Raw genomic sequence first — 12,762 nt, 5'->3', positions numbered from 1 at the left:
GCAACCCGCGACCGAAGTTCCCCATTATCACACAGCGACGATTCAAACGTCCGTTAGGCCCGCGTGTAAATCGCACACGCAAAAAGACACGGGGCAAGCCATGGGCTCGCCCCGTGTCCTCTATCCTCGCGACACGCCACCCCGCAGGCGGCGCGCGGATGGTGCGGTCTTACTTCTGACCGTAGCGCTGACGGAACTTGTCGACGCGACCGCCGATGTCCAGCGTCTTCTGCTTACCGGTGTAGAACGGGTGCGAGTGGCTCGAGATATCGAGCTTGATGACCGGGTACTCGTTACCGTCTTCCCACTTGACGGTCTCCTTGGAGGACATCGTCGAACGCGTCAGGAACGCGAAATCGGACGAAAGGTCCTGGAAGACCACCGACTGGTACTTCGGATGAATGTTCTCTTTCATGGCTTGAACCTGAGAAATAGCGGGGTGAAAAGAGCGGCATTGTAGCCCGGGGTCCGGGGTCGTGCAAGCCGGCACCACGGGCGGGATCTCAGACGGCGCCCAGTGCGCCCGCGATCAGCTCGCCGAAGCGGGCCTGGTCGACCTCGAGCACGATGCGGGCGTTCGGCTTGCCGCCGAGACGGCCATGCCAGTCGACCACGGTAGCGCCACGCGTGAGGCGCCCGTCGAGCTCGATGGCGACGTGGCGGGTTTCGGCGCGCACGATCATGGCGGGATCCAGCGCCACGGCCATGGCCAGCGCGTCGGCCGCGATGAACCCGGTACGCTCGTGCTCGGCGTTGAAGCGGCGGGCCGTCGCGAAGATCTTCTCGAAGAACGAGGCGCGCTTATCGCCGGAGGCGACCCAGCGCTCGTAGACCTCGTCGGGGAAGGCGTGACGGACGGTCGCCTCCCAGTCCACCAGATCGAAGTGCTCGAATGCCTCGAAGACGACGTGCGCCGCCTCGGGATCGAATCCGATATTGAACTCGGCGGGAATCTTCCCCGTGTTGCCGTGACCGGTGACGGCGCCGCCCATGATGACCAGGCGCTTCACGCGCGCAGGCAGCGTCGGGTCCAGACGCACGGCCAGGGCCAGGTTCGTCAGGGGACCCAGTGCGACGAGCGTGAGCTCGTCCGGACGTTCGCGGGTCAGGCGGATCAGCGCGAGCGCGGCGTGCTCGGCCTCCGCGGCATGCTGGGGCTCAGGAAAGCCGACATCGCCAAAGCCATCCGCGCCGTGGACGAACGCGGCGTCCTCATCGGGCGCACGCACCAGCGGGGACGGGCATCCGCCGAACACGGGCGTCGTCGCTCCGATCAGTTCGACCAGCGTACGGGCGTTACGCACCGTATGACCGAGGCCTACGTTGCCCGCGGCAACCGTCAGGGCGGCGACATCGGTATGCGCGTGCGCCATGAGGATCGCCAGCGCGTCATCCACGCCGGGGTCGGTGTCGATCAGCAACGGAAGTCGGGTCATCGGTTATCGGTCCGTGGACGGCCGGACAGCATACCGCCGGCCGGGCCCTTCAGACAGCCTGCGACGCGATCTCGGCCGTGCCGAACTCGAAGCCGAGCTCCGACGCGACCTGGCTCACGCCAGCGAGCACCCGCCTGAGCGACGGGGTACGGGTCGCGATGCGCGAACGAAGATCGAGCGTGCAGGTAAGTCCCGCCTGGAGCAGATCCGCATGGGCCAGGTGCAGCGTATCCGCCTGCGACTGGGTCAACAGCCCCTGCTCGCGCAGCACGTCGATCAGGCTGCTGCTGGCCGGCGTATCCAGAATGGGCGGACAGCTGGCGGCGTGCGCAAGCACCATGCCCTGCAGGATGAACTCGATGTCGATCAGTGCACCCACGCCCTGCTTCAGGTCCACCTGCTCGGCATCCGACCGGTCGCGCTCGCCGCGCCAGCGAGTCCGCATGGCGCTGACTTCAGCGAACACCCGCACACCGTCCCGCTGCGTCGCAAGAATCTCCCGGCGGATCTCCGCCAGCTGGCCGCCCACACGGGCGTCGCCGGCAACCGGACGAGCCCTCAGGAGCGCCTGATGCTCCCAGGTCCAGGCGCGATCGCGCTGATAGGCCTCGAAGGCATCCACGCTGGCGACCAGCAACCCCTTCGAGCCATCGGGCCGAAGACGCGTGTCGACATCGTAGAGTTTGCCGGCATGCGTCTGCGCGCTCAGCCAGTGCATGACACGCTGGGCGAGACGCTGATACCACCGGGTGCCGTCGACCGGACGCGGGCCATCGCTCATCGCATTGGCGCGCTTGCCGTCATAGACGAAGACAAGATCGAGATCGGAGGCGAAGCCCAGCTCTTCACCGCCCAGGCTGCCGTAGCCGAGCACGGCGAAGCCGCTGCCCTCCCCGGGCAGGCGCCCGTGCTGAGCGGTCAGTTCGCGCGTGGCGAGCGCCAGCACCGCGGCGACCACCGCCTCGGCCAGTCCGGCGAGACGACGCGCCGTGGCGGTCGCGTCGGCACGACCGTCGTTGAAAGCGAGACCCAGCCGGAAGGCGATACTGGACCGGAATTCATTGATGCGCTCGAGTTCGTGCTCGGCGTCGCGCTCGTCGAGCGTGCCCAGCGAGCGGGCCATCTCCACTGCGATGTCCGCGCGCTTCAGCGGCAGCTGATCGATGCGCGGATCGAGCACGTCGTCGAGCAACAGCGGCTGCGCAATCACCCGCTCGGCAAGGAACGCGCTGTCCGCAAAGACTGTGGCGACACGACGGCGCGCACTGGGCTGCTCGTCGAGCAGCGCGAGATACGACGAACGGCGCGCAACGGCCTGCACCAGGCGCAGCATGCGCAACAGACTCGATGCCGGCGACGCACTGCTGCGGGCGGCACCGATCAGCTGCGGCATGAGCCGCTGCAGGCGCTCGGACGAACGTGCCGACATCGACCGCACCGATGCCGCACGAGGCAACTTGATCAGCTCCGACGCCACGTCCTGTCCGGGCCGGAAACCGGAGGCTTCCATTGTCGCCGCCACCAGCGATTCGTCCCGCGCGGCCTCCCACAACTCCACGTCGGCGGCGGGCGCGACGGCTTTTCCGCCTGCCTGCGGCACCAGCACCGCGGCGAATTCCGCCGAGACCGCGTCGCGGTGACGAGTCAGGACTTCGGCCAGCGCATCCCACGACGGGTAGTTCAGACCCAGCGCCAGGCGCTCGCGCGACAGCTCGTCGTCCGGAATATCGTGCGTCTGCGCGTCGCGCAACATCTGCACACGATTCTCCAGAAGGCGCAGGAAGAGATAAGCCTCGCGCAAGAGCTTCGCGCGCGCCTTGGGGATATAGCCCTTCGCCTCGCACGCCCGCAGGGCGGGAAGCAGTCCCCGCACGCGAAGGGCCGGGTCGCGACCGCCGCGAATCATCTGGGTGAGCTGCACCACGAATTCGATTTCGCGAATACCACCGGGCCCCAGCTTCAGGTTGCCGGCAAGGTCTTTTCGCGCCACCTCCGCATCGATCAGCGACTTCATCTCGCGCAGCCCGGCGAACGCCGTGTAGTCGAGATAGCGCCGGTAAACGAACGGCCGCAGCATGTCCTGCAATTCGCGACCGGCCGTGCGATCGCCCGCCACCGGTCGCGCCTTGATCCACGCGTAGCGTTCCCAGTCACGGCCTTCGCGCTGGTAGTACTGCTCCATGGCGGCGAAAGGCAACGCCAGCCGCCCGGCGTTGCCGAACGGACGCAATCGCAGGTCGACACGGGCACAGATGCCGTCGATCGTCGGCTCGGCCAGCAGCCGTACGAGCTGTCGCGTTTCCCGAATGAAATACTCGCCATTGTCGAGTGGACGCGAGCCGTCGGTCTCACCTCCGGACGCGTAGGCGAGCACGAGGTCGATATCCGAGGAGAAATTGAGTTCGTTGCCGCCCAGCTTGCCGAAGCCGATCACGACCATGCGCTGTTCGACACCGGCCGCATCGCGTGGGCGGCCGAAGCGCGCGTGCAACGAGTGCTCCGACCAGCGCAGGGCGGCCGAAAGCAGCGTTTCATACAGCGCGCTCGTCGACGACAAAGTGTCATCGACATCGTCGAGCCCGTTGACGTCGCGAAACACGATACGCAGCGCCTCCGCGTGCCGGAAACGGCGCAGCATCGCCATACAGAGATCTTCGTCGGCGGGCAGATCGAGCGAGGTGGCGCGCGTGCTCGCATCGGCATTGCCGCGCAGTCGCTCCAGTCCCGCTGGCGCAAGCAACTCGGGCTGACGTCGCAGGACATCGAAAGCGAAGTCCGAGGCGAGAAGCGTGCGGCGGATACGCTCGGCGACGCCCGCGTCATCGTGCAAGGGGATGCGCGCGGCACGACACGCCGCCATCACGTCGGCGTAACGGTGGTCGATCAGGGCGCGGAGCTCGGGACTTTCGCGCGGTGTTGGCGTGGAAGCATTCATGAGGCGGTCATTGTGCCCGAGACGAGGCCTGTGGCGGCCGGGTGAGAGGATTCAGATTTTTCTTACGAATCATGACCTTTTTCGTCGCGACATGGCGCATCCGCCTGACAACCGGTTCATGTCCGTTGCGTTACAGTCCCTACCCCCTCGCTGACAGGGGCGTGACAAGAGGACGTTATGACTGTCAATTCAACGCGTTGGCGTGACATCGCCGGACGGGTCGCCTTGCCGCTCCTGCTCGCGGTCGCGTTCGTCCTCTATACCGGGTTCCTCGATGGGAATCCCGGCGTCGCCAGCAGCGCCTGGGCCGACCGCCCGTGGCACCTGTTCGCCAACGCCTTGCCGGGGCTCATGCTCGCCTTTCTGCTTCTGGTGCTGACCCGACGGGCGTGGCTGTCGTTCGGCGTCGCGTTCATGGTGCAGGGCGCCGTGCTCGCGGTGAGCGCCATCAAGATGAAGAATCTCGGCTCGCCATTGTTACCTGCGGATTTCCGCATGGTGGGTCAGCTGAAGAATGGTGGCCTGCACCTGCTCGGCGGTTACCTGCCCTCGAGCCCCCTGCCGTATCTCGCGATCCTCGGCACCATCGGCCTCATCGCGATCGTCGCCCGGTTCGAGCCGGCGCTGTTCGCGCGCCGCACGCACGGGCGTCGACTGATCACCGGGCTTACCCTTTTTGCATTGATCGGCACGCTACTCGCGGGCGTTCCCGCGTGGTCGAAGATGTACAACAAGGACCGGCTTGGCATGCAGCCGTGGTCGGCCGCGTCCAACGCGGGCTACAACGGCGTCGTGACCACGATCATGCAGTTCCGCCTGCAGAACGCGGGCAAGAAGGAGAAAGCGGATCCCGCCGAGGCCGAGCAATTCATCGCCGCGACCGGCGGCGACCTGCGCCAGCACATGGCGGAGGCCGCCACCAATGGCCGACAAACGCCTGATATCGTGATCGTGCAGAGCGAGTCCTTCTTTGACCCCAGCGTCATCAGGGGCATCGAGCAGGAGGACTTCGCGCCCAACCTGCATCGCCTGGCCGAGCATGCCAGCACGGGCCAGCTGCACGTACCGACCTTTGGCGGCGGCACCATCCGCACCGAATTCGAAGTCCTGACCGGCTTGTCGCTGCGCTACTTCCCGACCATGCAATTCCCGTATCTGCAGATGCAGGCCGGTGTCATGCCGGGCATGGTTCGCGTACTGCGCTCGCACGGCTACGAAACCATCGCCGTGCATGGCAACGACGCCGGCTTCTGGAACCGCACGGCCGCCTTCAGATCGCTGGGTTTCGATCGCTTCGTTTCGCAGCCCGATTTCCCGAAGGGCTTCCGCAAGGACGGCGAATACATGGCCGACAGCGCCATGACCGACGAAATCATGAGCCAGCTGAAGAACGACGGGCCGCCCCGGTTCGTCTTCGCCATCAGTATGGAGGCGCATGGGCCCTACGACAAATCGGTGAACATCGACACGAAGGAGCGCGACGCCATTCCCGTGCCGGATGGCATCAGCGATGATGCCAAGCTGCAGCTGCGCAATTACATCTATCACATGCGTCACGCGGACGCCGAGCTCGGACGCCTCGCCGAGCTCCTGAAGCAGCGCGAGCGTCCGACGCTCCTGCTGTTTTACGGCGACCACCTGCCCGCATTGACCGAGACTTACGCCAAGGCCGGCTTCACGAACGGTCGCGACATGCTGACTCAGACCGTGCCGTACATTCTGATCGACGCACACGAGGACGGCCCCGCTCCGGTAAAGACCGATCTGGCATCGTGGATGCTGCCGGGGAAACTGCTGGAACAGGCTGGCGTGCATGACGATGCGTACTTTGCGCTGACGCAGGTCGTCGGTGGACAACTGGCGGCCCTGACACACGCACCCGATGCGAGGGAAGCGCCTGAAGACGCCGGCCTGAAATTCACCGACACCTCGATGCGCAACGTCGCGTTGCTGCGCATGAAGCGGAAACTCGACCCCCTGGTGGCGAAATACGCGCAGCCCGATCCGAACCTGGTCGCTCGTCAGGCCGGTGAAGCCGAAGAAGCCGCGGCGTCCGGCGCGGGACAATAGGCCGCCGCTGAAGGTTTCGTGCGCAAAAATGGCATACGTAGCTATTTGTCATTCAAATAGCGCCTGCGTCACAAAATACCTGTCACCGCACTGTTAGCGTGGCTCTGCACTCGTCGTAGTGCAAAGGAGCCTGGGGGACGCACGTCGATCATCCGGTCGGCGGCACATGGACGATATCCTTCCAACGCAGGAGTCGTACGCATGAAGAGGTTCGCTTCAATCGGCAGGGTTGTGGCGCGCGCGGGCATCATCGCGGCCATGTTCTCCGTAACGCTGAGCGCCAGCGCGGCGGATACGTCGCAGGCAGCGCCTACGCTTCAACTCACCCGCGTCGGCGCCATGCCGGCCACCGCGAAGCCCGCGGGCGTTCCGGACGATTACGTCGTCACACCCAATGGTTATTTCTCACCCGACTGCGTCGCCACCGTGCATGCAGGCGATCAGCTTCAGAAAAACGGTCTGATTAAACGTGCCTCGGGCATGACGGAGAAAGCCGCTACCTGCGGCAAGGCCAATTTCACGTTGCAGGGCGAACGCGTCGAAGCGGACGGCCGCCATACGCTACGGTCCGCGGCGACGCCGCCACCGGCGCAGAGCGGCTGGGTGCAGTCGGCAAACTACGCGAGCAGCACGCCCATCGGTCGCATCGTGGCCACGTGGACGGTGCCCGGTGCGCCGACGACGCAGAGCGACCAGGTGATCTATTTCTTCCCTGGCCTGGAACAGTTGCCCAACGTGCAGTCCATCCTTCAGCCCGTGCTTGGCTGGAACGGTTACGGCGACAAGGCGTGGACGCTGGCGAGCTGGAACTGCTGTGTCGACGGCACGACGTTCCACAGCGATCCGATACCGGCAAGCGCGGGTGACAACGTCGTGGGCGATACGTACTCCACATGCGCGGCGGGCGAAGCCTGTTCGACGTGGAAGATCGACTCGCGCAACACGACCACGGGCCAGACCAGCTCGCTGACGACCAATCCGTATGCGGATCTGACCTGGGTCTTTGGTGGTGTGCTCGAGGTGTACAGCGTCGCGACGTGCGGGCAGTATCCCGGAGGACCGATCACCTTCCATGACATCGAGGTCTACGACCGCAACAACCAGCGCGTAGCGTCACCGCCGTGGCAGGGTAGCGATACGTCGGGCATCGATCCGCAGTGCAATTACGGACTGAGCACGACGCCGACATCGGCGACCATCGCGTACTGAACCGCCAACGGCGCTGACTCACATCGAAGCAAAAAAAAGAGGCCCCGCAAGCGGGGCCTCTTTCGTACAGCGAGCCGGAAGGCGGGGACTTAGAAGTCCATGCCACCCATGCCGCCCATGCCACCCGGGGCACCGTGGCCGGCGCCGTCGTCCTTCTTCGGCACTTCGGTCACGGCCGCTTCGGTCGTGATGATCGAGCCGGCGACCGAGGCCGCGAACTGCAGGGCCGAACGCGTGACCTTGGTCGGGTCCAGGATGCCGAAGGCGATCATGTCACCGAACTCACCGGTGGCGGCGTTGTAACCGAAGTTACCTTCACCGGCCTTGACCTGGTTGACGATGACCGACGCTTCTTCACCGGCGTTGGTGACGATGGCGCGCAGCGGAGCCTCGAGCGTGCGACGGGTGATCGCGATGCCGAGATCCTGGTCCGTGTTCTTGCCCTTGAGGCCTTCGAGCGCCTTGAGTGCACGGATCAGGGCGACGCCGCCGCCCGGGACCACGCCTTCTTCGACGGCTGCGCGCGTGGCGTGCAGGGCGTCTTCGACGCGGGCCTTCTTTTCCTTCATCTCGACTTCCGTCGCCGCGCCGACCTTGATGACGGCAACACCGCCGGCAAGCTTGGCAACGCGCTCCTGCAGCTTCTCACGGTCATAATCCGACGAGGTCTCTTCGATCTGCGCCTTGATCTGCTTGATGCGCGACTGGATGCCTTCGGCATCGCCGGCACCGTCGATGATCGTGGTGTTTTCCTTCGTGATCACGACGCGCTTGGCGCGACCCAGGTCGTTGATGGTGGCCTTGTCCAGAGCCAGACCCACTTCCTCGGAGATGACCGTGCCGCCCGTCAGCTGGGCGATGTCTTCCAGGATGGCCTTGCGACGATCGCCGAAACCCGGCGCCTTGACGGCGGCGACCTTGACGATGCCACGGATCGTGTTGACGACGAGCGTGGCCAGGGCTTCGCCCTCGACTTCCTCGGCGACGATCAGCAGCGGCTTGGCGGCCTTGGCGACAGCCTCGAGCACCGGGAGCAGCTCACGGACGTTCGAGATCTTCTTGTCGTGGATGAGGATGAACGGGTCGTCCAGCTCAACCTGCTGCGACTGCTGGTTGTTGATGAAGTACGGCGACAGGTAGCCGCGATCGAACTGCATGCCTTCGACGACGTCGAGTTCGTTCTCGAGGCCCGAACCTTCTTCGACCGTGATCACGCCTTCCTTGCCGACCTTGCCCATCGCCGTGGCGATGATGTCACCGATGTTGGCATCGGAGTTGGCCGAGATCGTACCGACCTGGGCGATCGCCTTGTCGTCGGCGGTCGGGTTGGACAGCTTCTTCAGCTCGCCGACGGCGGCCGAGACGGCCTGGTCGATACCGCGCTTGAGGTCCATCGGGTTGATGCCGGCGGCAACGGCCTTGAGGCCTTCCTGGATGAACGCCTGGGCGAGGACGGTCGCGGTCGTGGTGCCGTCACCGGCCACGTCGGAGGTCTTCGAGGCGGCTTCCTTCACGATCTGCGCGCCGATGTTCTCGTACTTGTCGGCGAGCTCGATTTCCTTCGCGACCGAGACGCCGTCCTTGGTGACGGTCGGGACGCCGAAGCTCTTCTCGAGCACGACGTTGCGGCCCTTCGGACCCAGGGTGACCTTCACCGCGTTGGCGAGGGTGTTGACACCCTTCAGCATGCGGGCGCGGACGTCTTCGCCGAAGCGGACTTCTTTAGATGCCATGATCGTTGAATCCTTGAATAGTTAGGTAGAGAAAGTCGGGAGAACGGGGCGAGCCGGGGCTCAGCCTTCCAGAACCGCCACGATGTCGTCTTCCTTCAGGAAGACCAGCTCTTCGCCGTCGACCTTGATTTCCTGACCGGCGTACTTGCCGAACAGGACCACGTCGCCTTCCTTCACGCCCATGGGGCGGAGCTGGCCGCTGGCGAGCAGCAGGCCGGTACCGGCGGCGATGACCTTGCCGCGGGTGGGCTTCTCGGTGGCGCTGTCGGGGATGACGATGCCACCGGCCGAGACGCGCTCTTCTTCGAGACGCTTGACGATGACGCGATCGTGCAGCGGGCGCAGTTTGCTCATGACTTCTCCAAACATGTGTTTGACGGGAAAGGAATTTAGGCCACCCTGTTAGCACTTGCCCAGGGTGAGTGCCAGAATTTTAGCCAGAACAGCCCCGGGATCGGAAGAACTATCTGGATGGTCGACAGATGGCGGCGGCGGCGGACCGTTCAAGGGCCGCGGTGCAAAAAAGCATCCGGCGCCGATGCAAGCCAGCTGGAGTTTGCCCGGTCATAATGACCAACGCCTTACTGGAGAGCCCCATGTCGCCGCTATCCCGCCTCGCGCGGAACCTCGTCGCCTCCCTCGGCCTGTTGCTCGCCGTTTCCCCGGCCTTCGCGCAGGATCCCGAAGACGACCTGCTGCCGGTCACCCAGGCCTTCCATCTCACCTCCGACGCGAGCCAGCCCGGTTCGGTCAGGCTGCACTGGACCATCGCGCCCGACTATTACCTCTACCGCGGCCGGATCAGGATCAAGGCGGCGGACGCCGGCGCCACGCTGGGCCAGCCGACCCTCCCGGACGGCCTCAAAAAGCACGACGAATACCTCGGCGACGTGGAGATCTACCACGGCGAGATCGAGGCGACCGTGCCCTATACGCTCGCCGACGCCGCGACGAAGACGCTCGCGCTCGACGTCCAGTACCAGGGCTGCCACGAGGTCGAGCCGAAGATCTGCTACCCGCCGAACACCGAGCACCTGAAGCTCACGATCGGTGGCCCGTCGACCATCCCGGCCGCGGCACCCGCCAGCGCGCCGCCAGCCGCTGCCGGCGGCGCTTCGCTGCTGGGGGCGCCGGCTTCGCTGCCGGGTACCGAAGCCCAGGCACTGCCCGCCGACCAGGCCTTCCGTTTCGAGGCGCTGGTCAAGGGCGGCGACAGCCTGCTGCTGCGCTGGACGATGCCGAAGGACTATTACCTCTACCGCGACAAGACCGAAATCAAGGTGGTCTCGCCTGCCGGCGTCAGCGCGGGCGAGCCCGACTGGCCGAGTGGCACCGCCCATCACGATGAGCACTTCGGCGACACCATCGTCTATTTCGACCAGGTCGAAGTGCCGGTGCCGCTCACCGGCGCGGGCAAGAGCGGCAAGGTCGATGTCGACGTGGCCTATCAGGGTTGCCTCGAGAACGGCATCTGCTACCCGGTAATGACCCGCCGGGTGAGCATCGATCTCGCCACCCACGCGGCCACGATCGGCGGCGCCACCGAGGCGCCTCCGGCCAGCGCCCCGGCCGAGGTGGCGCCCACCCCGCCGCCAGCCGGCCTGACGCCCGCCGCCTCCGATGCGCCGGTCGGCTTCATCGCCGCGATCGGACTCGCCCTGCTGGGCGGCCTGGTGCTCAACCTCATGCCCTGCGTCCTGCCCGTGCTGTCGCTGAAGGCGATCACGGTGCTGGAGAGTGGCGAAAGCCCCGCTGCCGCGCGCAAGCACGCGCTCTGGTACACCGCCGGCGTGCTCGTCGCCTTCGCCGCGCTCGGCGTGATCATCGTCGGCATCCGTGCCGCCGGCCACGGGATCCAGTGGGGCGCCCAGTTCCAGCAGCCGGTCGCCATCGGCCTGCTGGTCTACGTCATGCTCGCCGTGGGCCTGTCGATGTCGGGCGTGTTCGAGATCGGCGGTTCGCTGGGCAACATCGGCAGCGGCCTCGCCTCGCGCTCCGGCGCCTCGGGCGATTTCTTCACGGGCGTGCTGGCCGTGGTGGTCGCCAGCCCGTGCACCGCGCCGTTCATGGGTTCGGCTATCGCCTTCGCCTTCGCGGCACCGGTGGCGATCGCCTTCCTGATCTTCCTGGCACTCGGCCTGGGCCTTGCCCTGCCCTTCCTGCTCATCGGCTTCGTGCCGGCCGTCGCCCGCCTGTTGCCGCGCCCCGGCCGCTGGATGGAAACGCTGAAGCAGGCACTGGCCTTCCCGATGTACCTCACCGCGGTGTGGCTGTTGTGGGTACTCACCAAGCAGCGTGGTGCCGACGCGACGGCGCTGGTGCTGGCAGGCGGCGTACTGCTGGCGATGGCGCTGTGGTGGTACGGCCGCAGCCGTCGTAGCGCGCTCTCATGGGTCTTCACCGCCGTACTGGCTGTCGGCGCCATGGCCGCGCTGTGGACGGTGCATGGACTTCCCGCCGCAACGACCACCGCCACGGCCAGCGACGGCTCGGTGCCTTACTCGGCCGCCAAGCTCGCGGAACTTCGTGCCGCGGGCACGCCGGTACTGGTCGACATGACCGCCGACTGGTGCATCACCTGCAAGGCCAACGAAAAGGCCGTGCTGGACACCGACGCGTTCAGAGACCTGCTCAAGCGCACGGGCACCGTCTACATGAAGGGTGACTGGACCGACGTCAATGCGCCCATCGCCGCGTATCTGGAGCAGTTCCACTCGGTAGGCGTGCCGTTGTACGTCGTCTATCCGAAGGGTGGCGGCGACGGCAGGAAGCTGTCCACCGTCCTGACCTACGACGGCGTGGCGAAGGCGCTCGATACCGCGCCCGGCTCGTGACACGCGGCCCGACCTTCTGGATCGTGGCCCTGGCGATCGCCGGGGCCACGGCCGGCCTGTATGTCGAGCACCGCCGCGCCAATCCGTCGCCCCCGGACGGGATGACGGTGGCCGAGGTGGGCGATGTGGCGCCCGACGTCACCTACGTCGCTATCGATGGCACGCCCCATCGCCTGTCCGAATGGCGAGGCAGGCGCGTGCTGATCAACTTCTGGGCTTCGTGGTGCGCCCCTTGCCGGCGTGAGATGCCACTCCTGAGCGCCGCCTCGGACCGCGACCACGGTCGCACGGTCGCCATTCTGGGCGTGGCCGAGGACACCGACGCCGACGCGGCACGCTATCTCGCCGGGCGCCCGGTGAACTACCCCGTGCTGCTGGTCGACAGCGACGCCCCCGGCAGCTCGCTCTCCTTCGGCAATACGCGGCGGGTTCTGCCCTACAGCATCCTCATCGGCGACGACGGGCGTATCCTGCGGCGCAAACTCGGCGGCTTCAGCGCGGCCGAGATCGACGAATGGCTCGCGCCTTAGATCTCCCGGAGAACT

General features: G+C 66.0%; 9 protein-coding genes. 4 read left to right on the top strand and 5 right to left on the bottom strand.

What is annotated here, in order from left to right; translation table 11 throughout:
- Positions 1-169: 169 nt before the first annotated feature.
- The 3 genes from B5X73_RS02050 to glnE all read right to left on the bottom strand — a co-directional run bounded on the left by B5X73_RS02050 (position 170) and on the right by glnE (position 4,371).
- Positions 170-415 (bottom strand): type B 50S ribosomal protein L31, encoded by a 246-nt coding sequence (locus B5X73_RS02050; RefSeq protein ID WP_036110142.1) that lies wholly within the window; start codon positions 413-415, stop codon positions 170-172.
- Positions 416-503: 88 nt separating this feature from the next.
- Entirely contained in the window at positions 504-1,436 is a 933-nt protein-coding gene (locus B5X73_RS02045; RefSeq protein ID WP_079520381.1) for a nucleoside hydrolase, read from the bottom strand.
- A gap of 49 nt (positions 1,437-1,485) precedes the next feature.
- Positions 1,486-4,371, bottom strand: a complete 2,886-nt coding sequence (glnE, locus tag B5X73_RS02040; RefSeq protein WP_079520380.1) for a bifunctional [glutamate--ammonia ligase]-adenylyl-L-tyrosine phosphorylase/[glutamate--ammonia-ligase] adenylyltransferase — start codon at positions 4,369-4,371, stop codon at positions 1,486-1,488.
- Between the two features lie 177 nt (positions 4,372-4,548).
- On the opposite strand from glnE, the gene B5X73_RS02035 reads away from it, so the two are divergent.
- Both B5X73_RS02035 and B5X73_RS21235 read left to right on the top strand, forming a co-directional pair.
- Entirely contained in the window at positions 4,549-6,441 is a 1,893-nt protein-coding gene (locus B5X73_RS02035; RefSeq protein WP_079520379.1) for an LTA synthase family protein, read from the top strand.
- Between the two features lie 201 nt (positions 6,442-6,642).
- Entirely contained in the window at positions 6,643-7,650 is a 1,008-nt protein-coding gene (locus B5X73_RS21235) for a hypothetical protein (protein ID WP_079520378.1), read from the top strand.
- 89 nt (positions 7,651-7,739) lie between these two features.
- Here B5X73_RS21235 and groL read toward each other — a convergent pair whose 3' ends face one another.
- Together groL and B5X73_RS02020 are read right to left on the bottom strand one after the other, a co-directional pair.
- Positions 7,740-9,383, bottom strand: a complete 1,644-nt coding sequence (gene groL, locus B5X73_RS02025) for a chaperonin GroEL (protein WP_036110129.1) — start codon at positions 9,381-9,383, stop codon at positions 7,740-7,742.
- Positions 9,384-9,443: 60 nt separating this feature from the next.
- Complete coding sequence (locus B5X73_RS02020; protein ID WP_036110126.1) at positions 9,444-9,737, bottom strand: co-chaperone GroES; 294 nt, start codon at positions 9,735-9,737, stop codon at positions 9,444-9,446.
- A 242-nt stretch (positions 9,738-9,979) separates the two neighbouring features.
- On the opposite strand from B5X73_RS02020, the gene B5X73_RS02015 reads away from it, so the two are divergent.
- Positions 9,980-12,217 (top strand): protein-disulfide reductase DsbD family protein, encoded by a 2,238-nt coding sequence (locus B5X73_RS02015; RefSeq protein ID WP_079520377.1) that lies wholly within the window; start codon positions 9,980-9,982, stop codon positions 12,215-12,217.
- Positions 12,214-12,747, top strand: coding sequence for a TlpA family protein disulfide reductase (locus B5X73_RS02010; RefSeq protein WP_079520376.1), 534 nt, complete (start codon positions 12,214-12,216; stop codon positions 12,745-12,747). The genes B5X73_RS02015 and B5X73_RS02010 overlap by 4 nt, the downstream gene beginning before the upstream one ends.
- The last annotated feature ends 15 nt before the right edge of the window (positions 12,748-12,762 follow it).

It is taken from the genome of Luteibacter sp. 22Crub2.1, assembly GCF_900167995.1.
In the GTDB taxonomy this organism is placed as follows: domain Bacteria; phylum Pseudomonadota; class Gammaproteobacteria; order Xanthomonadales; family Rhodanobacteraceae; genus Luteibacter; species Luteibacter mycovicinus.
The sequence above is the reverse complement of the archived record's forward strand: the minus strand, read 5'-3'. Positions and strand labels throughout refer to the sequence as shown.

Coding starts and splice junctions, on each gene's coding strand:
- B5X73_RS02035 (WP_079520379.1), top strand. CDS start 4,549: ATGACTGTCAATTCAACGCGTTGGCGTGACATCGCCGGACGGGTCGCC.
- B5X73_RS02020 (WP_036110126.1), bottom strand. CDS start 9,737: ATGAGCAAACTGCGCCCGCTGCACGATCGCGTCATCGTCAAGCGTCTC.
- B5X73_RS02015 (WP_079520377.1), top strand. CDS start 9,980: ATGTCGCCGCTATCCCGCCTCGCGCGGAACCTCGTCGCCTCCCTCGGC.
- groL (WP_036110129.1), bottom strand. CDS start 9,383: ATGGCATCTAAAGAAGTCCGCTTCGGCGAAGACGTCCGCGCCCGCATG.
- B5X73_RS02045 (WP_079520381.1), bottom strand. CDS start 1,436: ATGACCCGACTTCCGTTGCTGATCGACACCGACCCCGGCGTGGATGAC.
- B5X73_RS02050 (WP_036110142.1), bottom strand. CDS start 415: ATGAAAGAGAACATTCATCCGAAGTACCAGTCGGTGGTCTTCCAGGAC.
- glnE (WP_079520380.1), bottom strand. CDS start 4,371: ATGAATGCTTCCACGCCAACACCGCGCGAAAGTCCCGAGCTCCGCGCC.
- B5X73_RS21235 (WP_079520378.1), top strand. CDS start 6,643: ATGAAGAGGTTCGCTTCAATCGGCAGGGTTGTGGCGCGCGCGGGCATC.